Annotated in this window: 14 protein-coding genes; 3 read left to right on the top strand and 11 right to left on the bottom strand. The window is 52.9% G+C overall.

Annotated features, from left to right (window positions below; all coding sequences use genetic code 11):
* Positions 1-646: 646 nt before the first annotated feature.
* Together AC2TEM_RS16665 and AC2TEM_RS16660 are read right to left on the bottom strand one after the other, a co-directional pair.
* Entirely contained in the window at positions 647-1,618 is a 972-nt protein-coding gene (locus tag AC2TEM_RS16665; RefSeq protein WP_480790545.1) for a prephenate dehydrogenase/arogenate dehydrogenase family protein, read from the bottom strand.
* A gap of 147 nt (positions 1,619-1,765) precedes the next feature.
* A complete protein-coding gene (locus AC2TEM_RS16660; RefSeq protein WP_170424661.1) occupies positions 1,766-3,412 on the bottom strand; it encodes a hypothetical protein in 1,647 nt (548 codons plus the stop codon).
* A 450-nt stretch (positions 3,413-3,862) separates the two neighbouring features.
* Between AC2TEM_RS16660 and AC2TEM_RS16655 the strand changes: the two genes are divergently transcribed.
* Positions 3,863-5,257, top strand: a complete 1,395-nt coding sequence (locus AC2TEM_RS16655; protein WP_170424663.1) for an alpha/beta fold hydrolase — start codon at positions 3,863-3,865, stop codon at positions 5,255-5,257.
* 400 nt (positions 5,258-5,657) lie between these two features.
* On the opposite strand, the gene AC2TEM_RS16650 is transcribed toward AC2TEM_RS16655, so the two are convergent.
* Positions 5,658-7,604 carry a DUF3604 domain-containing protein gene (locus AC2TEM_RS16650; RefSeq protein WP_170424665.1) on the bottom strand — a complete coding sequence of 649 codons (1,947 nt, stop codon included), beginning with the start codon at positions 7,602-7,604 and terminating at the stop codon, positions 5,658-5,660.
* A 252-nt stretch (positions 7,605-7,856) separates the two neighbouring features.
* On the opposite strand from AC2TEM_RS16650, the gene AC2TEM_RS16645 reads away from it, so the two are divergent.
* Positions 7,857-9,293 carry an arylsulfatase gene (locus AC2TEM_RS16645; protein WP_170425274.1) on the top strand — a complete coding sequence of 479 codons (1,437 nt, stop codon included), beginning with the start codon at positions 7,857-7,859 and terminating at the stop codon, positions 9,291-9,293.
* A gap of 147 nt (positions 9,294-9,440) precedes the next feature.
* On the opposite strand, the gene AC2TEM_RS16640 is transcribed toward AC2TEM_RS16645, so the two are convergent.
* From AC2TEM_RS16640 to AC2TEM_RS16620, 5 genes are all read right to left on the bottom strand, one after another.
* Positions 9,441-10,061 (bottom strand): cysteine hydrolase family protein, encoded by a 621-nt coding sequence (locus AC2TEM_RS16640; RefSeq protein ID WP_170424667.1) that lies wholly within the window; start codon positions 10,059-10,061, stop codon positions 9,441-9,443.
* Positions 10,062-10,422: 361 nt separating this feature from the next.
* The gene (locus tag AC2TEM_RS16635) at positions 10,423-11,433 is read right to left on the bottom strand and encodes a DUF2955 domain-containing protein (protein ID WP_170424669.1); all 1,011 of its coding nucleotides are present in this window, start codon (positions 11,431-11,433) and stop codon (positions 10,423-10,425) included.
* Positions 11,423-12,487, bottom strand: coding sequence for an HlyD family secretion protein (locus AC2TEM_RS16630; protein ID WP_170424671.1), 1,065 nt, complete (start codon positions 12,485-12,487; stop codon positions 11,423-11,425). The genes AC2TEM_RS16635 and AC2TEM_RS16630 overlap by 11 nt, the downstream gene beginning before the upstream one ends.
* Complete coding sequence (locus AC2TEM_RS16625; protein WP_170424673.1) at positions 12,484-13,563, bottom strand: AI-2E family transporter; 1,080 nt, start codon at positions 13,561-13,563, stop codon at positions 12,484-12,486. The genes AC2TEM_RS16630 and AC2TEM_RS16625 overlap by 4 nt, the downstream gene beginning before the upstream one ends.
* A 180-nt stretch (positions 13,564-13,743) precedes the next feature.
* Complete coding sequence (locus tag AC2TEM_RS16620) at positions 13,744-14,013, bottom strand: potassium channel family protein (protein WP_480439390.1); 270 nt, start codon at positions 14,011-14,013, stop codon at positions 13,744-13,746.
* A 423-nt stretch (positions 14,014-14,436) separates the two neighbouring features.
* Here AC2TEM_RS16620 and AC2TEM_RS16615 point away from each other — a divergent pair, with 423 nt between their 5' ends.
* Complete coding sequence (locus AC2TEM_RS16615) at positions 14,437-17,085, top strand: AsmA family protein (RefSeq protein ID WP_170424675.1); 2,649 nt, start codon at positions 14,437-14,439, stop codon at positions 17,083-17,085.
* A gap of 450 nt (positions 17,086-17,535) precedes the next feature.
* Here the strand turns inward: AC2TEM_RS16615 and AC2TEM_RS16610 are convergent, their stop codons facing one another.
* From AC2TEM_RS16610 to nirB, 3 genes are read right to left on the bottom strand one after another with little or no spacing between them, the layout of a single operon-like run.
* Positions 17,536-20,196: a nitrate reductase gene (locus tag AC2TEM_RS16610; protein WP_170424677.1), complete on the bottom strand. Its 2,661-nt coding sequence runs from the start codon at positions 20,194-20,196 to the stop codon at positions 17,536-17,538.
* Positions 20,196-20,528, bottom strand: coding sequence for a nitrite reductase small subunit NirD (gene nirD, locus AC2TEM_RS16605; protein ID WP_170392822.1), 333 nt, complete (start codon positions 20,526-20,528; stop codon positions 20,196-20,198). The genes AC2TEM_RS16610 and nirD overlap by 1 nt, the downstream gene beginning before the upstream one ends.
* On the bottom strand, positions 20,525-22,960 hold the full coding sequence (gene nirB / locus AC2TEM_RS16600; protein WP_170424680.1) for a nitrite reductase large subunit NirB: 2,436 nt from the start codon (positions 22,958-22,960) through the stop codon (positions 20,525-20,527). The genes nirD and nirB overlap by 4 nt, the downstream gene beginning before the upstream one ends.
* Between the last annotated feature and the right edge of the window lies 1 nt (position 22,961).

The following is a 22,961-nucleotide window of genomic DNA, read 5'->3' as shown; positions in this document are numbered from 1 at the left end:
TTTGCGCGAGTGTCTGTTATATTACGTTATTCCCGGTCGGTCCGTCATGCTCGAACGTAAGGCTTCGACAAGCCAGTTCTCATAATCAGTGTGGTATATTTGGTGGTATGCATCTTGTAATGGGTATTTTTACAAAAATTTCACAGATAGATACAAAAAAATATTGAGTTGCTCCTCGGTCCGCCACAGGTTCCTTGTCGGGCAACACATAGTTCTGCCACCAGCGAAAGAACCTTACCATTTTCGCCTCGGTTCCTTCATCCAGCACCTAGACCGATTTCATTATTCCTGACTTCCCTTTGAGAGAATCAAGACTGAATTGCAGATCAGACGCCGAAAGCGCCTGTTCCTGCTGATCTGCCAAAATGGCGAACGCGGAAGGGTGCGAGGCAATGCTATTCGATAATGGTAGTGCGGCCTGCAGGCACAGCCGAGGACACGGTATTGTCTAACAGTGTTGCCCGTGGGGGAAGGCAGCGTATTATTCCTGATGACCAGGGGGGTTGGGCTTGTCGAAATCCCGCTGGCTCAAAAACGGAAAACGATTTGGACGAAAGCCTGCCGCCATTTGCGAATATGCCATTCTGTCGAACTGCAAAGAATACTTGTGGCCACAAAGTCGCCATTCGCTGCAGATGCCGCTCAATCAATGTCCGTTTTTGTTGTTGGCGGTGTAATCAAATGCTGCCTCCAGCTCTACACTCAGACTTGCGGCCATATCAAAAAACCGTCGTCGCACGGTCTCGGCGTAGGGATTGGCCTTCTCAATCGCTTCGAATACTTCTGGCGCATCGTGCTGAACCATGGAAATCGCCTCAGACAGCAAGTCAAAACTCTTCGTGGTCATGCGCGTTGGCAGCGGTCCCATTCGCAGAAGCACTTTGGCGATGAGGTGCGTGAGCCCTTGAACTACTGCCGCTTCTTGGTCGTGATCTTCTGGAGTTGTCATGATGACAGTCAGACCCAGTGTCTTGCGCAAAAACGCAGCAAGTCTGGCATGTTGCCTTCCCTGAATGGGGCAGACGGCAATTTTCAAACCCTTAATACCTGTCGCAGCACTCTGAGGACCAAACAACGGGTGGGTCGCGATTATGTCTACATCGTTCGGTAGCCGCCGCCGCATGATTTCCGAGGGAACTACCTTTACTGAGCCTACATCAACAATCAGCGCGCTGGGCTTACAAGCAGCCGCGATCTCGCTGACAACTTGCTCAAATAAGGACACTGGTGCAGCAATGAGGACCACGTCAGCCTGCGATACTGAGTATAATGATGACAGACGTACTCCGAGTTGCTTTGCGGCCTTGGCAACGTCTGGGGACGGATCGTAAGCAGATATTTCGAAGTGCTGGCTAAGATGAAGGGCTGCAAGCTGTCCGAACGCACCAAACCCCACGATACCTAGTGAAGTGTTTTGATTTCTTCTGTTGTTGTTCATTTTTCGACCTTTAAATTTGCCGCCCGGCACAAGGTCGATTGTTTGTTGACCGCTGTCAGGGGCAGCGGAAACTAATGATGAAGCACCCGCAGCTATCGAAGCTGAGGATAATAGTCCTGGAGTGCAAAGAACGATTTCATCATGACAACAGCGATAAGACACCCGAGAGAGCAGAGTCAACGATATTGCTGCATAGCGGCAATCGGCTAGGGCGCTGCGTTTTAGAGTTTTGGATTCTATGCGGCCGTTCGGCCAACTCGATTTGAAGCCCGCATTGCGGGTAAAGTAGATGTTGCTTTTGACTCAGACTGTCCTTCTGGCAGCCGATTACTCGGCTGCCAAAGCCTTGTGCCGGCAATAACATGATGCTTTGATTGGCACTTCGGCTCGGGCAGCGGCCTTGTCCAGTTGTAGTTTTATTTGGGGCGCTTCAACCGTTTCACCGCGCCGAGTCAGGCATTCGTACAAGCCGTGCAAGCTCCAGACATTGCCTGGGTGCTGGCAGGCCCGGCTAAGCGTTGCATCCAGACCAAGGTCGGCGCGATAGACGCTTTCCGCTTCCACCATATGGCCTTGCTCCAATAATAAAGCGCCGAGCGCATGCCGAGTGGGCTGCATCCAACCCCAGGGTTCGTCATAGGGCAGCGCATCATCAATCTCGACCGATCTACGAAGATGCTCGAAAGCGCTCTCGTGCTCTCCCTTGTGATAGGCTAGCTCACCTAGCATCATTTGCTCAGCAACCTTCAAGATGTCGAGGCACGTGTTGTTGAACAGCATTCTGGTTTCAGGCACCCGATCCAAATCTTCATAAAACTTTACCTTTTCACCATCGGCTTCAGTGATCTTGTGCTGGTTCGCCAAGGCAACGGTTCGCGCGTACCGCATCATGGCGGTAGTGACGCAGAAAAGCTCTTCATCCACTGGCAGGTCCTGATCGAGTATCTCTTGCCAGCGTCCGAACCGGATCAGAACATGTTGCTTCATAGGGATGAAACCTTCGAACCAGTCGGCCATGGGGCGAAGGGTCTCCGCAGGTAATGTCGCAATCAATTCTTCCGCCGCTTCGATCGCTGCACTCGGTTGTCCGAGGAACATCGCTCCGTAGATCTTGAAGTGGTAATTGTGGCAGCGATAAACGGAGTAGAAGTTGTCGGGGCCTTCGTGCTTCAGAAACTTCCTGTCGGCAACGATGGCCGCTTGATTGCGAAGCACCACGTTCATGTAGTCACCGCACAAAACGTCGACATGAGTAGGCATATGCAGTAGGTGCCCGGCGTCCGGAATCAGTGTGCTGAGCGCATCACCATGGCGCAGCGCCCTTTCGGGGTGTGGGGACATTTCCATCAGATGGATATACATGTGCAGAAGCCCAGCATGTTCCCATGCGCCAGGAAGAGAGGAGAACGCTGTGTCGAGCACGCCAATTGCCTCAAGCGTGTCTGCGCCTTCGGCTGGCTTCCCGGTCGGTAAATCCCAAAGCTGCCAAGGCGTCCGGTTCATGATAGCCTCGGCAAGGACGGCGCACACGTCCAGATCATTGCTGAATTCGGCATGGACTTTGCGCATTGCGGTAGCAAAGGCATCATTCCAGGGTCTGAAATCCTCTACGTCTGGCGAACTCGGATAGCGGGATGGGATCGCCTCGATCAAGGCACGTTCAATTGGTGTCAATCGATCTAAAAGCGCGGTAGCGGCTTCGATTGATGCACTTGCCAATGCGATGCAGTCGGGCTTCTCGTCGTCCTCAAAAGTTTCCCAAGGCTTGTTGTAGTTAGGTCCGATGCAATACGCGATGCCCCAATGCGCCATCGCACAATCGGGGTCTGCGGCAAGAGCCTTTTGAAAGCAAACTATCGCCTCTTCGTGATTATAGGCATATGTCCACGCCAAGCCCCGATCAAACCATCTCTGAGCGTTATCTGACGACGTTGAAATCTTACGAGTGTAGTCGCCGAGGTCGTAGTACTCCATCGGGATTTCCCCCCACTAAATTCGCTAAGTTTATCATGGAACGCCTTGAGTCGATAGCGACGCCGCAATTTGGCGAGAAATGGAGTACCTGCTCATTCTTTTAGCTGATTTGCGCTCACTGTTGTCATGTGGGCGCTTCTGTCTGATGACGCCTGTCTTCGCTATGCGGTTCTTGGCTGTCTCCGGTTCGAGGTTTCAGTCTTTCAGGTCCGGTTCTTCCGTCTGCGTAAGCTCATCAAGATCGAGGCAAGGACAGAGACTCGGACAAAACGGCCTTTCGCAAAAAGACGTATCTGCAGGCACTTTACGTGACTGTATCTCCGATTTTCCGACTTTTAGAGACCTTGCGAACGGTAATCTCGAAGCAAAAAACACGCCTTCTGACAAGTTATCGATTCTAACATCTTATGGGCGTGGTAGAGTTTTCGAGCAATCTTGCGGGAAATAACCATGAGCCAACGTCGCCTTGCTGCAATCCTGTCTCTCGACGTCGTCGGCTTCAGTCGGATGATGCAGGGTGGCTCAAAGGCACTGCTCAAAACACTGAACACGCTGTACCGCGATTTGGTGACACCAATCGTCGGACAGCACCATGGCCGGGTGGTCAAACTTCTTGGCGATGGGGCACTAATAGAATTTCCGTCAGCGAGTCACGCACTCGAAGGGGCAATCGCGATTCAATCCCACCTTAGAGAGCCAGACCATCCATATTTGGTTCCAGAACGCATTCAGCTTAGAGCAGGCTTGCATGTAGGCGATGTCACTGTGGACGGTGAAGATATCTTCGGAGACGGCGTAAACATTGCGGCACGTCTCCAAGCGGCAGCTGAACCCGGTGGCATTCTGGTCTCAAAAGTACTCTGCGATCTTGCCGGGTCGGATTATGCCAACCGATTGCACAGAGAGGGACTGCGGACACTCAAAGGTATTGCACAGCCGATTGAGGTATTGTCGATTAATTTCACTGATGAAGGTGTATCAAAGTCACGAGTTGATTTCGCCAAAACACAAGAAATCCGCTACTGTCAAACTGATGACGGCATTAGTCTGGCTTGGAGCGTAGTGGGTGACGGATCCCCGGTTGTTAAAGCACCAAGTTGGATTGGACATCTAGAACTGGACTGGCGCAATCCTGCGGTGGCTCCGATTTGCACTTCGGTTGCGCAACATCACCGACTAATTCGATTTGATGCACGGCTCAACGGTCTTTCTGACTGGGATGCAGAAACTTGCACGTTCGATAGGTTCGTCGATGACTTGGAAACCGTTTACGACGCGGCTGGTTTAAAGCGCGCGCCAATCCTTGCGATTTCACAGGGGTCTGCTGTAGCCGCCGCCTTTGCAGCCCGTCGACCAGACAGGGTCTCGGCAATTGTTATGATCGGTGGTTTCCCAGTAGGACGAGCAAAACGTAAGTCTCCGAAGGATGTGGAGCGGGCTCTGGCTATGAAACACATGATGACTGCAGGGTGGGACGACGAGTATCCGTCTCTACGCGATTTGATGGCGCAGATCATTGTGCCAGGCGCGAGCCAAGAAGCCCGGCGGCAATATGCAAAAGACATGAGCCAAATGATCTCGCCCGAAAACATGGGACGGTATCGCGATGTGATCGACCAAATTGATATCCAGAAAACATTGTCAAAGATTGAGGTGCCGTGCCTAGTTTGTCATGCGACGGGAGACAGGATGCAACCGGTCGATCAGGGGCGACTGTTCGCTAAGGGATTGCCCAACGCGAAGTTCATCGCCTACGAAAGCTCTAACCATGCCATGCCGGACAACGACCCAGAGTGGCCGCGTTTCGAGAGAGACGCATTGGCTTTCTTAGCAGAGCACAACTGAAAGGTTTTGTCAGATTAATAACGCTTGAGTGTGGGGTGGTGTTTGGGGTTGACCAGACCAAACTCCGCCAAGTACTTCAAAAATCAGCCCCAAAGTCATTCGTCCAACCTTGATCCTGATTGGCATCGACCGCTATCCGGCGATTGAAGTAATGGTTCGTTTGGTCCGCAGGGAACTGACCACTTGACCAAAGATCGCTTCACATAAAACCCGTTCAGCAAAGTCCTGTGGCTTTTATCTAAGGCCTGCGCTCCGAGAACTCAAAACCTGACACTTATGCGGGACGCGGCGAATGTCTCAAAGGAGCCCAAAGCTGACACTAGTTACAATGGAACTGGCCTAACGTCAGCGCCTCGATTGCCTCTGGTTATTTGTAGTAGAAAAAGTCGGTTTATTAACCTCACCCCCCGGGAGTATACCAAATTGGCGAAGTGTAAGCGCGTTCCTGTGTTGAGGTCGGCACTTCAGCAGGCAATTCGTCTCCGAACCGAACGGCATCGTGAATTGTCCACCTCGGTGTGGGAATTTCCAGGACGCGGGCGTAGTAGAAAGCCCGCACAGAAGGATCGAATTCAGGGTCCGTCCAAACAGTGATCAGTTCCGGGGATCCTATCGAATTGGTAAACGTACCCGTTGCAACATCCACGGTATTCCCCACCGCCGGTAGGTTGCCGTCCGCATCAGGTTCGCGGTCTCCCGACCATGCCACGTCATAAACCCGCTCTTCAGTGTCGCCGTTGGCATTTAACCAGCCTTTCACAATCTGAATACGGTCGAGATTGCCGGAAAACGGGTCTTTCAGGGCAGCAACCAGGAATGTCGGGGCGTCCGCGCCTTCTGTAGCGGTTGCGAGGTCCCCACCCATCGGAACGCCTTTTTCATATCCGACGTCGGCGGGCAAACGAGATTTTGCATCAGCTTCAGTAAAGTCCCAGCCACCAAAGAAGCGAACTGCGATGCGACTACCAGTCGTCCCATATACTTCTTTCCTCTCCATGGCATCGAATATCGCTTCGCGCGTGTTATCTTCTGCCCAGACTGCAGCGTAACCTGAGGCTGCCATTTCCCACCCAAGAATCCTTGTCGTATCGAACTCGCCAACGACATGCTGCCAACGGCCAGGTTCCGGTTCGACACCGGAGTGTTTGCCAAAGAAATTGTCTTCTTCCGCCGTTGCCAAAGCCGTATGGCTGTCGGTCGAGCCCACTACTCCGAACTTGTATGGATTGGTGCCGAGTTGAGCCTCTAGTTTAAGACCATTCTTCAAAGCCTCTCGCGCGTATTCGTACTGAAGCATCCAGTCTTCTTTGGGTGTCGGACCCAGATTTGACTTATCCCAGGTTTCATAGTCCGCGAACTCATCATTCGGGCTGAGAAACGGGTGGGTTTCTCCATCGCCCTTGATCTGGGTGATCTCGTACATCGGCTCCCACTTGGCACGCCGCTCTGCGTAATCTTCTGTCAAAGGTTCACCCGTTTCAGGGTTGGTCTCGACAGGAAACATCAGGCCATTGGAGACGTTACCGTTGTGGGCAAGGGCCAGCACACGGCCGCCGGTCTCTAGTTCATAAGTTTCCATCCAGTCCCATAGCCGTTCTGGATTAAAGGTTTCAGCGGTTGTGAAGGGCAGCATTTGCCGCGCGCGAATGGCATCATCCCGGTAGATCACATTGCGGTGGAGGTTGTTGCCAGCTTCGGTGGACGTCCACTCGTATCCGATGAACGCAGTGAATGTGCCGGGGGCGTTGTGATGATCTGCAGTTTGCGTGAACTCGTCCCATACGGATTGTACGAACCTGCGATCTGAAACAGCCTCGGGAAGAGCGTCTCCGGTGATGCCCGCAAAGGTTTCAATAACTTCCATTGTTGCACCAAGCGCAACGTCCCCACCAGCGTTGAGGCGTTCGCTCCAGTCTCGGAGCGTTGCATCGCGCATCAGCGTGGAATTTCCCGCGATGATTTCATTCATTGCACCCATGGCATCAGAATGATCGGATACGACAAGCCAGTCGAGCGGGCGTGATAACTGCACACGGAGGCCATGCGAGGTGGTGACTTCCTCACCACGTGCAAACCTATACGCATCATCGGGGCTAAGAATGACGCCAAATCCCCGCGCATCGAGCGAATTTGACGTGTGCAGGTGAGTGTCACCCCACAGCGGGCGTGTAGGAAAGTCTCGACCCGCATAGGGTGAGAAATCAGCAGGCGCGGGTTCACGCATATCATCTACTGATATGGTCATCTCTCCAACTTGCCCACCTTGAGCGGCCTCTTGAGCATTTGGAGAACTTGCTATGAATGCTACGGAAACTATTGCTGTCGATGTCGTCAGAAAAAACTTCATTTGAACCTCCCAGCCGAGCTGAATGCCAGCCCATGGCAACATCTGAGCCGGCTGTTCGTCAAGGAAAACAACAGTTTTTCTTAGTTTTGCACAAGGACCCCGGGGGAAGTTTGACCAAAATCGGACCGCAGCTTCGCCCAATTCTTTAACGCTCAGCCGTTGTGAGAAAATACCGCAACGAGTGGGTGTTCTTGACGACTTGTGGCCTGGATCGTCAGACTTGAACCTGTGATCTTGATTGGAGGTGTTGTTATGAAATGGTTGTCGCGAACATTCCTGCTGGCCTTATCCCTTCTATTTGCCACGGGCGCTTCAGCTCAAGATAAACCAAACATCGTATTCATATTTCTAGATAATTTTGGTTGGGGTGAACCCGGGTTCAATGGAGGCGGCATAATCCGAGGTACAGCGACCCCCGAGATGGATGCCCTCGCTGCGGAGGGACTGCGACTCACGAACTTCAACGTGGAAAGCCAGTGCACGCCGTCCCGCGCAGCGACCATGACGGGACGATATGGCATCCGCAGCGGCAACCACACGGTCCCACTAGGCGGCGGTGTCTACGGCCTAACTCAGTGGGAAATCACGATGGCCGAGATGCTAAAGGATGTGGGATACAAAACGGCCATGTACGGCAAGTGGCACCTTGGCTGGACCGAAGGACGATATCCAACGAATCAAGGATTCGACGAATTTTTCGGAGTTGAGACCACTGACGTTACAGTCTGGCGCACGCTTCCGGGATTTGCTGTAGCCAACTTGGAAGAGCCTGTTGTGATGCAGGGTGTTGCAGGTGAGCCAGCAACCATCGCGCGGGACTACGATCTCGACTATCGCGGCGAGATAGACGGCGACCTGACGAAAAAGGCTATCGAGTTTATCAAAGCGAAGAGTGCCGAAGAAGCGCCGTTTTTTATCTATCTTGCCTATACTCAGACTCACTATCCAAATATCGCGTCCGAGGAATTTGATGGCGCCACCGGTAATGGTGTTTGGGCCGATATTCTGCTTCAAACGGATACCTATGTCGGGCGCATCGTTGATGCGATCGAGGCGGCAGGTGTTTCCGACGACACTGTGGTGATATTTACTGCTGACAATGGCCCCGAAGCTCTTCCGGTTGGAAACGCAAATGTCTCGCCCGTGCCAGCGGTACATGGCACCGCCGGGCCCTGGCGTGGCACTCTGTTCACCAGCCTCGAAGGAAGCATGCGGGTGCCTTTTGCGATCAAGTGGCCGGGTAAGATTCCCGCGGGTTCAGCAAGCAACGATGTTGTCCATTCGATGGACCTCTATCCGACACTTGCGGCATTTGCAGGCGGCAAGGTGCCTGATGACAGGGCCTTTGATGGTATCGACCAGTCGAAGTTCTTTCTTGGTGTCCAGCCAAATTCAAACCGAGAAGGCGTGATCGTTTACATGGGAGAGCAAATATTCGGCGTAAAATGGAAGGATTGGAAAGTTCTTTTCAAAGAGAATACGACGGCTTTTGGTGCAACGGAGTCTTTCGACACACCAAGGGTCTACAATCTATTGAACGATCCACACGAGCGCGAAAGTGTACTTTTCCCTTACACGTGGGCGGTCGAAAAGGCGCTTCCGCAGCTGCAAGAGCACATCGCTACCTTCGAGGAATACCCTCCGATTCCACCGGGAACGCCCGATCCCTACGAACCACCCAAAAACTGAGCAGCTGGTTGCTACGCAAACCGGCCCTCTCGAAATTCTTCCGAGCGGCTTCACCAAGCTCAACCCTACCAACTTCCCAGCGTATGGCGAATGGTCAGATCGGGTTTAGTTTCTAACAACTTTGCTGTTGGAAAGCTCAATGGCAAGTTAGAGCAACGAGATTGCCTTGATCACTGTTTTACGGTTCTGAACAGCGCCGGTTTGCAAATATTCCATTGCTCTGAGTGCAGCTTCATGGGCTTGGATGGATGACCCGCTGACGCCATACTCTACAACGCGGCAGAAGTAATCTGATTGGCGGCCATCTACGAACGTGTAGTGCACACAGACATCAGTCAGCCCTCCGCATAGTATCAGAGTATCCACCTTCAGGCCGCGCAATAGAATTTCGAAGTCGGTTCCGAAAAACGCAGAATAACGTCTTTTCGGAACCAGATAGTCGCCGACGCGATGTCCCAATTCTTCTTTGGCAACTTCCGTCCGCGGATCGCCTTCGAGACAGTGTATGTCCTCATCGCCATCCAGCTCCCTGCCAAAGTCGATGTGATCGGAACGATGCACCTCCTGAATGAAGATGACGGGCACCTTGTACTCTTGCGCTGCGTCTACCAGATCGCGCGCTGCGATCATGCGTTCCCTGTAGCCGGGCATACTATCAATCGAGCGCACTTCGCGATCATCAATGAATGTGCTCTTTTGAATGTCGATCACGATCAGTGCGGGTCTACCTTCGATCAGTTTCTTTGCATGCTTGTTTTTGGTTGTCATCTTCGACCTCGGTTGTATCAGGTCGTCCTGACGAAACGCTGTCTAATGGCCGGGTCGTGCCGGTTGGCAGATAAATTTTGATTAGATGTGCTATTGCGCATCGTCAAGGATGAGAGCAGCTTGATCGCAGAATGAAACGAGGACGTTTGCGCCCAAAGCGGCAATGTCGACTTCGTCAGCGAGGCAGCCCTTCGTATTCGCTCCACCGAACAGCCATCACTCAACCAGAGATCGCTTGACATAAAACCGCTTCAGCGATGTTCGCGGTTTGCCATGGCGCTGCAATTCGAGCGATGGTTGCAAAAATCGGTCAAACTGGGAACTCTGCTGGTTTCAGCGCCAAGCTTTATCGCAATTAACTTCATGGAGTCGCCTGGCGCTCTTTTTCTGGCCAGAATTCATCCACCACGACATATGCGATAATTACAAAGAAAGCGGCGCTGGCGACTTGCAATACACGAGTGATGCTCTTGACGTCAGCTTCGTCTGAAAACGGCGCAACCGAACCGCCATATACAATCAGAGCTGTTGTAATAGCGGAACCGGCGGCGGCGGCGAGCGGGACTTTTGACTTTCCAAGTGCTCCGAGTGTTAGGCAAAAGAAAAAACACAGCAGAATGGGGGTTAGAATAACCGGAGCTATTACGTTTATTTCATAGCATATGATGGAGACTGCCGCCCCAAGTAGATTTGCCGTCAGCATTGCTTTTGCAACTGCTTTGCCTGCAGCAGGCATTGCCGCAAGTTGCTGGCTCAGCAGGGCGACAAAAAACAGAACCAACAAAGCAGAAGCGCCGGAAATAAAGAACGCCATAGCAAAGGGCACTGTGACAAGAGACATCCTGACTATTCGGCGATGTGAGTCGAAGTCCGGCGATGCTGCAGCTTTCTTTTGAGGTGCCGTTTGAGGTGCAGCGGGTATCAACACGAACATCAGCGTCGATACGAAGCCAGCAAACAGCAGGTTCAACGGGATCCAATACACAAGCACCAAAGCCAGATCCTGTGATTGCAGCACCAAATTCGGAATCATCAACGCCCCCATGAGAGCGATGACACCCGGCAATACTCCGGCACCGGAAACTGACCAAATGAAAGACAGGATTATTCCAATGGCCACCAGAATGAGAAACACAAGAGGATAAGGTGAGAAGATTGACGACAAAAGGAATGAAATGAACATCAATCCAATCGAGAAGACAAACAGCTTACCAAATGCTGCCAAAGGTAGTGCTGCAGGTGCTTGAAGGAAAAGGGCAGTAAATACCGCCCCAACAACGGCAAGGGGCCATCCAAGAAATAGGCCCAATGCAAAGACACCCGTAACACCCAGCGCAAGCCGGGTGACAGAGCTTTGATCCTCAGTACGCATAGGAGAAGATTGAAACTACGCGGATGTAGGCGCGGCCCACGAGGTTCAGCAACGAGTTGTTGCTTAGATACATGATCACATCGGCCTGCCCGTTCAGTTGAAAGCGAAGATCGTCTTCGGCACTTCCAGCTTCATAGCCGGGTAAAACAATCCTGACCGGAAACCTTTCAGGCTCCCGCAAAAATCCCTTGGTGCTTGGCGGGCTCGCCAATTGCCCCGGCTCATCACCGCCACTCAAAGAAACAGCAGCACTAAAGCTCTCAATGACGCCCGGAACAATCTTACCTGGATGCATATCCAACACCACATCAACCGGAGACCCTATTGAAGCTCTTCCCAGATTGTTTTCGGTAAAATACGCCTCGATCCAGACGTCGGTTGCATCCAGAAACGTCAAAAGATCCTGGCCGGATCGCGCATACGTTCCGGGGGCAATCAGCAGATTAGAAATGACACCTGTCGCCGGAGCACGCAGTTCGGTCCATTCAAGGTTCAGTTCCGCATCCGCCAAGGCCGCCAGTGCGCGCTGGATTTTCGGGTTTTCAATCCCATCGTCACCAAGCCTTTGCTTCGCTTTTTCCAGATCAGCTTTTGCGTTCTCAAAGTTTGCCTCAGATTCTGCCAGTTGTCCTCGTGCATCATCGGCCTTTGAGACGGCAATCAAACCTTTCTTTTCGAGCGCAAATACACGTTCCGTCTGAATGCGCATCGTATCCAGATCGCTCTGCGCCCTTGCGAGTTTGGCTTGTGCCGCACTTACCTCTGCCGAAGACGCACCCACTTCTTGGGTCGCCGCTTCAAGATCAGCTTCCGCCTTTGAACGCTCGATTTCGTAGGGTCTGGAATCTATTCGAACCAGAACATCACCTGCCGAAACGACTTGGCCGTTTTCTACCAAAACTTCCGTTACCGTTCCGGTTACCTGAGGCACGATTTGGGTGGCCACAGCTTTTACTCTGGCGTTCCCGGTAAATGGCGTTTTTCGATCAGCGACCAAGTACCAAACAAGAAAAAACAGAATGACAGCGAGGGTTGTCCATATTGTCTTTCTCATTTCAACGCACCTTCAGCAGCGTCATCGGCTTCGGGCGATGCATCAATCCAAACCTTGAACAGCTCATAGAAGACAGCAAAGAGAACCGGCCCCATAAAAACGCCGATCAACCCGTACGCCATCATACCTCCGAGAACACCGATGAGGATGACCAACATGGGAGTCTCAAGGCCTTTTGAGATGAACACAGGTCTTAGGAAACTGTCCATTATCATGACTGGAACGGCCAGTATGGTGAAGATCAAAGCAGTTCCGCCAGACATGGAGCTCCATGCGTAGATAATTACCGGTATAAGAACCAATCCGGGCCCGATTTGGATAATTGAGAGTATGAGGCAGACAAATGCCAGTGTGGCGGCCGAAGAAATCCCAAACAAAGCCAGCAGTATCCAAACGAAAACAGCCTGAATGGCTGCTACGCCAATCACGCCTTTTGTAACGTTCCGGATCGTTGCACCTGCCAGTGTCACGAATTCACCGCCGCGTGGTGCAAAGACACGATTGGCAAAGCGCTGAAGACCCTGGACCAAATTTGGCCCCGGGCTGAACAATGCCCCCATAATCAATACGGACAGAGCTAAGCCAAGAAGCCCGATACCAATGCCCAGCACCTTTCCGAAGAGCGATTTGGTTATCTCAAGGATTTGCGCGCCGTATTTTGCAAGCGCGCCGTCAAGATTGCGCTCAAACATTCCCCAGACATCGGAGATTTTATTTCCAACCAACGGCAATTCCTTGAGGCCCTCGGGCGCAGGGGGGATTTTCAATTCACCCTTGTCTGCTTGTTCCGCGAATTCAGACCCAAGTTCTGCGGCTCCAGATACCGCAGTTGCGACTGGCCCGAGGGTCAGAACAAGGCCCAACAAAACCAAGATCGTTGTGGCAAGCTTTTTCCGCCCTCCTAGCTTGGATTGTAGCCAATCAAATGCCGGGTAGAGCGCGACGCAGAGTATCGTTGCCCAGATAACCACACTTGCAAGCGGAGCCACCATGACCAGGGCGCTGTAGAGGAATAATCCGAGAAAGAGCAATCGTATCGCGAGGTCGACAATCTTCGCGTCCTGGGTCTTTTCCATTCCATCCCTCCACTATCTGTTTTCCAAACAATACACTCAAAAAACGTAATATGTATATTTTTTGAGTTTTCGGCGATCATCTATCAGTTTGAAGGTACGAGTGAATCCGAGGCACGGCTTCAGATGCGCGGTCGCACTGATACCTGCGCATGAACTCAAATTGCCTTAATTTGGGATAATCTATTTGTCCGTTTTTTCGTCGTCTTGGGACAAGATTGTATCTGCCACTGTGGTCGCCGCAGTCACGAAAACACCCAAGCCTACAATGATATATACCATTGTGAAGATTTTCCCCGCCGCAGTTTCAGGTGAGAAGTCACCGAACCCTACGGTCGAAATTGTCACTACGGAAAAGTAGATCGAGTCTAGCCAACTCCAACCTTCGACAAAGTGGTAGAAGACCGAGGCCCATAAAATCATTCCGACTGTGAAGGCAAGAAGGCCTTTCACTCTACCGTCCTTGAAAGCGACGCCTATCCCACGTGTTATTCTAGTTAGCGAATTCATTGTGTCCCCGTCGTTTGAAGAATTCACATATAACAGTAATTAGATGGATGTGGGAAATTGAAGCATTTTAACCGCGTCTAGTTTAATTGGGGCGTCCAGGCGCAGTCGTCAAAGCTAATGCAATGTGCTCGTTTATGAAACGTTAAACGCGTTTCAAGTCAGCTATTTTGAAACTGGATCAGCAGCACATCCTAAATTTAGTCCTTTAACCGTTTCTTGGCCGCCCGACCAATTCCGCAAGAGAAGTCGGCTAAATGGTCAAGGTCATTTAGGGTTCAGCAAAATAAGAAGCCACATATTCCATTAACATGATGCTTTATTGGTCTAGTCTGCCCAAGAAAGGAATCAGAACCTTAGGAGAAAAGCGTGCGGTTCATCACAAAAGGTGTAATGGTTTGTTGCGCTGTCGCGTTCGTCGCGGTTGTTGTGGCATGGCTTTTCCTGTCCTCTGCGTTGTTTTCTTCTGTCAGAACCACTTTTGTTGAAAACCTGATCTCGAAGAAACTTGATCAGGACGTGTTAATAGAAGATGAAGTGCGTCTAGGCCTTGGTCGGCAACTGCAGGTATCCGCAGCGGGATTGGTACTACCCGGCGCGATCAAGACCAAAGCGAATCTGGCGGCAATCGACAAACTTGAGTTCAATATTTCTGCCCGCGACCTTTGGAACAGCAAATTGTCGCTGAGTGAGCTTTCTCTCTCGGGTGTTCACCTCAACTTGATCACGGACAAAGACGGTGTCGGAAACTGGCAGTCCGCTTCCCAAATGGGCACTAAAGCCGGGGATCCGGCCAAACCTGCAAACCTGTCTGTGGCTGGAATTCTAACGGACCACGAAATTGACCTGACCGATGTCACCGTTTTTTACCAGAACGATCTAAACGGGCTTGGTCTGGATCTGCAGCTTCCTGAGCTGAATTTAAAGCGTGATACGGAAACCGACGTTGTGACCGCGGTTGGGGCTGGTTCACTAAATGGAGAGAAGTTTGATCTGAACGCGAGCATTCCCGCGGACGACCCGTTTCAGGTCGCGGTGAACTTCGAACAGATTGCGATTGCCGCCGAAGAAGTCCCTCAAGAGAACGGGCTACAAGTGAATACGACCATAGAGGTTGCCGAACTTGGTCAGCTTCTTGATATCCTGAAACTCAACCGCGTTCTGGAGGGTTCAGGAAGCATTAGTGCAACATTCAAATCAGTCGACGGCGTAGCCCGGATTGATGACCTGGCTGTATTGACTGAATTGGATGGTGGGCAAAGCCTTTCGCTGACGGGACAAATCGGAGAGTTGGGAAACCCAGAAGACGTATCCCTGACAACCCGCATTCGGTTGTACCCTGAAGATGCTGAACCCGCCCCAGCCGCGTCGCGGTATGATCTAAAACTAATAGCAGTTGACATGGTTATCGATAGCGTACCCGGGCAGGTCCCGCAGCGGCAAATGGTCATTGAAACCAACGGGTTCACATTGGATACCTCTGGTGAAGGGCCGCCCCCGATTAAGTTTTCCGAGCTTTCCAGAACACCCGAAGGCGCCTTGAGTGTTGGAAACATCAATTTGAGAATTGGGAACCCTGCTGATCCATTTATCATTTTGAACGGTTCCGTCGAAGACGCGTTGCAATTTCAAGGCATATCGGCCGACGGGTTAATGGATATACCCGCAAGCAGCTTGATCTCACCAGAGCTTCTGGGACCGGATGATCAACTTGGTCGATTTTCTGGTAACTTTCATTTGAACGGCGACATCAATCAGCTTTCGCTGACAAATTTGGATGGCCAGACAAGCAAAACGGAACTTTGGAACCTTGAGGTGCATGGCTCTGTAAAAAATGTGCTCAAATTCGAGAACCTGGATTTGGCAATTCAAGTAGAAGTCCCCTCCGGAGCGGACCTGTTAGAAGCCCTATCGCTTGATCGGGTGGAAACTGGGCAGGCTAACTTTGAAATTGGCCTTGCCAGCGAAGGAGCCAATTGGGATGCGAATGCCAAAGTCAAGGTTGCTGACTCTGTCTTGCAAATTGAGGCCGATCTTGATGATGCAACGAGTGATCCTGTACTACAGGGTTCCATAGAGAGTGACTTGATAAAGATAGATCAGATCCGAACCATCGTTCAGGCCGCTGCACAATTGAGGAAAATAGGCGGTCCTGAGCCCGACGAGGAAGACGTCATTGAGGAATCCGGCGACACTAGTCCTCTAAGAGACGTAACACTTAAACCTATTGGGCGTTCAATTCTCTTGTCCGGTATGGATATGGATGTCGACGTTGACCTTCGGCACATAGAGGGTGCCAAAGGCATCAGCAGTTTGCAGAGTGAACTGACGCTCAACGAAAATGAACTCAAGGCCGGACCTTTGAATTTTGAATACGGAGGTGCTCATTTCGATGTCAGCGGACAAATGGATCTATCGAACGACGCGCATCTGCTCACGCTGACCGGCACAGCAGGCGGCTGGCAGCTTGATGAAATTCTTCACAACCTGAACTTCAAAAAGGGTGCAAGCGGTACCATCTATGCAGATTTTTCGGTGACCGGCGGAACCGATTCACCTAAGCATTTTGCCAACAGCATGAACGGCAATGCCACGGTCTCAATGCGTGACGGCTCGATCGAGACCCAGCTTTTGGATCTGGCAGGGCTAGGGGTGCTACCTTGGGTATTTACCAAAGAGAAACAAAAGATTGCTCCGATCATATGTTTGCGTGCACCGATTAGTATTTCGAATGGAAATATTTCGACGAAACAAACCACATTGGAGACAGATCATGTCCAAGTCGTCGTCTTTGGCGGTGTTAATGTAGCGGGCAAGGTTTTGGACCTAAACCTGCAGCCCCGCAAGATTGGCGAACCGCTTTCGAAGAGTCCCTGGCCCGTGACCTTGAAGGGCCCACTAGCGAAGCCGAAGATCAAGGTAAAAGACGGTCCCAAGCGACTGAAACGATCGGATGGTGCGGACAAAATGCCGGCAAAAAGAAAACTTTGCGTTCCGGATATTCTACAACTGCAGTAGTGGCGAAGGCAGTCGACAAAAGAACACAAATAAAGTTCAAAAAGAATGACATCGCTTTCTGGATGCGATCTTTGCTTTGGGTTTTCTCTCGATATATTCCACACTTTAGGCGAATGGAAACTCTCTTAGAGTTCAGCCGACATGATGAAAGGGCTTTGAGACGCAAATGGAAAAACGTGTGCACTATTGAAATGGCAACTAAGGCAAAATCAAAGGCTTAGATGTCGGAGACTGGAAAAACTATGTGTCGCCCGACATTCCTGTTGAACGTCATACGAAACTGGGACAGGGGTGTGGATCCGATGCACAGCGCGAAGGCATCGTATGACCAAAATGTTTGAACCGGTTAGGAATACCCGATTGGATCTGTGCTAAAGAGTGATTGGAACCCGCGCTTTCTTTGAGCGCCAATCAATGCGGACCGCTGTCCTGTTCAAACTAACCCTGAGTCTACGCTGATTGTTCTTGCGGAGATTTCTTCGGCTTGTCGCGGATCAATTTCGAATGCTCGGCGATCAAGTCAGCCAACTCTGGCCGACATGAACCGCAGTTCGTTCCCGCACTAAGGGCGCCTCCGATATCGTCCACATTGATCAAACACTTGTCGTGAATGGCGCGGATAAGGGTTTTTAGCCCGACTTCGAAACACGAACAGACGATTGGGCCGCAGTCCTCAGAATCAACAGATGACTGGCCAGACAGAATCTGCTGAGGCGTTACCTCAGGCAAAGTTGCCAAATAGTCTCGCATCAGGGTGATAGGTCGGCGCGAGACGAAGAGCACTGCCAGAATGCGCTGACCGTCTGACAGCGCAATTCTATAAGAGCCGCGTTTGGGATCTTCTACTGAAGTCGCCGTTGCATCCGGTAAACTAAACCAAACGCGAGCGGTCTTTTCCCAGTCTTCAATAATCTGGTTCCCTGCCAACTCCATCCTGTAGCCGTTGGTTGTTCTGGCTGTCGCCGAATACTCTGCTTCAGGGAACGCTGCATCGGCTGAAACGGCGAAACCGTACCATGCTGCTCTCATACGTCGAACAGATACCGCTGTTGATTTGCTTTCCGGCTGACCAGAAATCGGGTCAGTTACACTAGGAATTATCTCGTTTACACGGGCCGACGGTGCCGTTTCTCCGGTCCAATGAATGGGCGCAAACACATTGCCACGCGCAATAGATTCCGTAATGCGAAGCCGAAATATGCCGCTTCCGACTGAACTACTAACTTCGACCAAATCGGCAGGACCAAGCCCCAGTTGATCAACGTCCTTTGGGTTCATTTCCAAATAGGGCTCGGCAAGGTGGGCCGATAAACGAGGCGACAATCCGGATCGGGTCATGGTGTGCCACTGATCCCGATTTCTCCCTGTGTTCAACAGGAAAGGGTAGCGTTCTGATGGCTCTGCCTTGGGCGTTCGATGGGTGACCGGCACAAACCGCGCCTTGCCATCAGGATGAAAAAACTGCCCGTCTCCGAAGAAACGACCGTCAGTTTTCCGCGATGCCGTGGGCCATCGTGTCGGGCACATCGCATCATAATCTTCGTCGTTGATGTCCGAAAAGCCAGCAATCTCAAAGTCTTTGCCAAATGAGACGGCAAGCGAGGACATGTTCGCATATTCCCTAAAAATCTGCGCTGCAGACTCATAGCTGAAGGCCTCGGCCCAACCCATGCGGCGGCCAACCTCTGCCAAGATATCCCAATCCGCACGTGCCTGTCCCGGAGGGGTCAGAACGGCGCGTTGCCTGCTGATCATGCGGTCGGAATTGGTTACTGTGCCGCTTTTTTCGCCCCATCCTGCTGCTGGAAGCAATACGTCTGCGAGACGCGCGGTGTCTGTTTGGGCAGTCAGGTCGCTTACGACGGTGAATGGGCAGTTTTTGATCGCCGCATTGACTCGATCGGCGTCCGGCATCGTGGCCGCTGGATTGGTGTGGATGATCCAAAGTGCTTTGATCTGTCCATCTTTAACGGCGCGAAACATGTCGACAGCTTTGAGCCCCTGCTTTTCTGGCAGGATGGGCGCTTTCCAAAAGTCCCGGACGGCTGCTCTGTGGGCCTCGTTTTCGATATCTAGGTGACACGCAAGCATGTTGGCCAGACCGCCGACCTCTCTACCACCCATGGCGTTTGGTTGACCGGTAACCGAGAACGGGCCCATCCCTGCGCGTCCGATGCGTCCCGTAGCCAGATGGCAGTTCAGGATCACGTTGACTTTGTCTGTTCCGCTGGAGGATTGGTTTACGCCTTGACTGAAAATCGTAACAACCCGCTCGGTTCCAATCCACAGATCGCAAAACGCTTCGATTTCACCTGGGGTAAGTCCGGTCTCATCCGGTTCATCAAGCTGTGCGAGTTCGAGGGCTTCAGTGTACCCTACGCTGCGATCCAGAAAATCCGGTGCCACATGCCCCGATTGGTGAATTCTGGTCAGCAGAAGATTGAACAGCGCCACGTCGCTGCCGGGTTGCAACGCCAGGTGAAGATCTGCTTGATCGCAGCTTGCTGTTCGACGTGGATCGACAACCACAATCTTCGTACCGCGCGCCTGACGCGCAGCTATGACGCGTTGATAGAGAACGGGATGACACCATGCGAGGTTTGAGCCAACCAAGACAACCAAATCAGCCTCATCCAGATCCTCATAAGTCCCGGGCACGGTATCTGTGCCAAAGGCGCGTTTGTGTCCGGCCACAGTTGACGCCATACACAGTCGAGAATTGGTGTCGATGTTGGCCGACCCCATAAAACCCTTCATCAGCTTGTTGGCGACGTAATAATCCTCTGTCAGCAACTGCCCCGAGACGTAAAATGCCACGCTGTCCGGTCCATGGTTCTTGATTGCGGCAGAAAACCGATCTGCGACCAGTTGCAGCGCGTTGTCCCAGCTTGTGTCTCGGCCGAAGGCGCGAGGAGCCAGCAACCGATGTTCCAGCCCAACTGTTTCCCCCAAAGCCAATCCTTTCGAGCACAAACGCCCAAAATTCGCTGGATGATCCGGATCGCCGCGAACGGTCAAGCCTCCGGCCCCATCGGGCCGCAGAAGCACACCGCAGCCGACCCCGCAATAGGCGCAAGTCGAGCGAACTTCGGGCAGACCACTTCCGTCCATCAGGCGGCGCTCCGCCGGGTAACTGCGCTGTCGTCTAACAGGATACGGTCGTCTTCAATGCGCACGGGATAGATGGTGATGCGGCCATCATCCGCGCCTTGCGCCTCGCCCGTATTCAGGTCAAATACCCAATTGTGCAAAGGACAGGTCACCGACTGTCCGTGCACGATACCCTCAGACAAAGGACCGCCCTTGTGCGGACAGCTGTTGGTCGCGGCATAGACCTCCACCTCGGCAGTACGGAAGACAGCGATGCAGCCGATATGCGTCTTGACCAGACGCGCCCCACGCAAGGGAACCTCGTCGATATGTCCGATGTCGATCCAGCTCATTCTGCGGCCTCCAGTGTGAAATCTGCAATTGGCGCGTAGGTTTGCGCTTTTTCTTTGACGTGTTCGGCCCACGGGTCTTTGCGGTAGATGTTTTGCGACAGTTCAAACCGCGCGACGAGGGCCGCGCGATTTTCAAGGTCGTCCACGACCTGCACCTTGACCCAGTCCATGCCCACCTTACCCAGCCATTTATATAAACGGTCCAGATACTTGCCGCCTTCGCGATAGGCTTGCGTGACGGCCATCACGATCTCGACCGCTTCTTCTTCGGTGGGAATCTGACAGAGTAGCTCGGTCTCTTTGACATCCATCCCTGCGGCCCCGCCGATGCTGATCTGATAGCCAGATTCGACGCAGACCACGCCGATGTCCTTGCAGGTCGCCTCGGCACAGTTTCGAGGGCAGCCAGATACGGCCAGCTTCAGCTTGTGCGGCGTCCACGACCCCCACAGGATTCTTTCAAGCTTTATGCCAAGCCCGGTGCTGTCCTGAGTACCAAACCGGCAATGATCGGTGCCGACGCAGGTTTTGACCGTGCGCAGACCTTTGGAATAGGCGTGGCCAGAGACCAGCCCGGCTTTGTTCAGGTCTGACCACATGGCGGGCAGATCTTCGCCTTTGACGCCCAGCAGATCGATCCGCTGACCGCCCGTGACCTTGACGGTGGGAACATCGTATTTATCCGCCGCATCTGCAATTGCGCGCAGTTCGTCGGGCGTGGTGATCCCGCCCCACATACGCGGTACAACGCTGAACGTGCCATCCTTCTGGATGTTGGCGTGTTTGCGTTCATTGACGAAACGGCTTTGAGGGTCGTCTTGGTATTCCAGCGGCCAGTCGGCCAGCAGGTAGTAGTTGATCGCGGGCCGACAGACATGGCAGCCATTGGGCGTCGTCCAACCCAGTTCCTGCCAGACGGCAGCCTGACTTTTTAACTCCTGCCCTTTGATCAGGCGTCGCACATCCTCATGAGTCAGTTCGGTGCATCCGCAGACCGGCTGCGCGGCAGGCATCTGGAACGCGTCGCCCAGAGTGACCTGCAACAATTGCTCAACCAATCCTGTGCAAGTTCCGCAGGATGCGCTAGCCTTTGTGGTCGTGCGCACCGCGCCCAGATCACCCGCCCCCGCATTGATCGCCTCGACGATGTCACCTTTGCATACGCCGTTGCAGCCGCAAATCTCCGCCTCATGCGGCAATGCTGCAACGGCTGAGAGAGGGTCCGCAGTGTCGCCCCCCTGATATGCGGGTCCGAAGATCAGCGTCTCGCGCATTTCTTCTACGCTGGCGCCGTCTTTGATGAGGCCAAAGAACCAGCTGCCATCAGTGGTGTCACCATACATGACCGCGCCGACCAGCCGATCCTCTTCAATCACAAGCCGTTTGTAGACCCCGCGCGAGGGGTCGCGGAACACGATATCCTCGCGCCCCGGCCCATCCGCAAAATCCCCCGCACTGAACAGATCGCAGCCGGTGACCTTCAACTTGGTCGATAGGGTTTTCTGAGCAAACGCAGCCTCTTCACCCAACAAAGCCTGCGCAGCCACTTTCGCCTGATCGTAAAGCGGCGCGACAAGACCGAAGACCGCCCCGTCATGTTCGACGCATTCACCTACCGCAAAGACATCCGAATCCGAAGTCAGCATCTGGTCATCCACATGGATACCGCGCCCGGTGGTCAGCCCAGCCTCTTGCGCCAGAGCTGTGTTGGGGCGGATACCCACGGCCATGACAAGCAGATCACATGGCAATTCGGTCCCGTCGTCCAGAAGCAGCGCGCGGACCTTTCCGTCCTTTCCGAGGATTTCTTTAGAGTCCGCCTGCAGGCAAATCCTGATGCCTTTGTCTTCCAGCGATTTCTTCAGCAGGTAGCCTGCGGCCTCGTCCAGCTGTCGCTCCATCAGGTGGCCCATGATATGCACCACCGTCACGTCAACGCCATGGGCAGCCATACCCGCGGCGGCCTCGAGCCCCAGCAAGCCGCCGCCGATCACGACCACCTTGTTGTCAGGGCCCATGCCCATCATCTGAATGGTGTCTTCCAGATCGCGGTAGGCAATTACACCCTCCAGATCATGCCCTGGCAGAGGGATCATGAACGGGTTAGATCCGGTCGCAATCACCAGCTTGTCATAGGGAACGTGGCCGTTCTGACCTTCGACCACCTTCATCTCGCGGTCGATCTTCGCGACCTTTTCGCCAAAGCGGCAGGCAATGCCCCGCGCGGCGTACCACGCGTCGTCATGGGTGACGATCTCTTCATAGGTTTTCTCGCCCGACAGAACCGGGCTAAGCATGATGCGGTTGTAGTTCCCGCGCGGCTCGGCGTTGAACAGGGTGATGTCGAACGTATCCGGCGCGGCTTCGGTCAGGTGTTCCAACACCCGGCCTGAGGCCATACCTGCGCCTATGACAACAAGTCTTTGCTTCATG

The organism is Ruegeria sp. HKCCD3925 (genome assembly GCF_057221175.1).
The sequence above is the reverse complement of the archived record's forward strand: the minus strand, read 5'-3'. Positions and strand labels throughout refer to the sequence as shown.

Coding starts and splice junctions, on each gene's coding strand:
- AC2TEM_RS16660 (WP_170424661.1), bottom strand. CDS start 3,412: ATGGAGTACTACGACCTCGGCGACTACACTCGTAAGATTTCAACGTCG.
- AC2TEM_RS16655 (WP_170424663.1), top strand. CDS start 3,863: ATGAGCCAACGTCGCCTTGCTGCAATCCTGTCTCTCGACGTCGTCGGC.
- AC2TEM_RS16650 (WP_170424665.1), bottom strand. CDS start 7,604: ATGAAGTTTTTTCTGACGACATCGACAGCAATAGTTTCCGTAGCATTC.
- AC2TEM_RS16645 (WP_170425274.1), top strand. CDS start 7,857: ATGAAATGGTTGTCGCGAACATTCCTGCTGGCCTTATCCCTTCTATTT.
- AC2TEM_RS16640 (WP_170424667.1), bottom strand. CDS start 10,061: ATGACAACCAAAAACAAGCATGCAAAGAAACTGATCGAAGGTAGACCC.
- AC2TEM_RS16635 (WP_170424669.1), bottom strand. CDS start 11,433: ATGCGTACTGAGGATCAAAGCTCTGTCACCCGGCTTGCGCTGGGTGTT.
- AC2TEM_RS16630 (WP_170424671.1), bottom strand. CDS start 12,487: ATGAGAAAGACAATATGGACAACCCTCGCTGTCATTCTGTTTTTTCTT.
- AC2TEM_RS16625 (WP_170424673.1), bottom strand. CDS start 13,563: ATGGAAAAGACCCAGGACGCGAAGATTGTCGACCTCGCGATACGATTG.
- AC2TEM_RS16610 (WP_170424677.1), bottom strand. CDS start 20,196: ATGGACGGAAGTGGTCTGCCCGAAGTTCGCTCGACTTGCGCCTATTGC.
- nirD (WP_170392822.1), bottom strand. CDS start 20,528: ATGAGCTGGATCGACATCGGACATATCGACGAGGTTCCCTTGCGTGGG.
- nirB (WP_170424680.1), bottom strand. CDS start 22,960: ATGAAGCAAAGACTTGTTGTCATAGGCGCAGGTATGGCCTCAGGCCGG.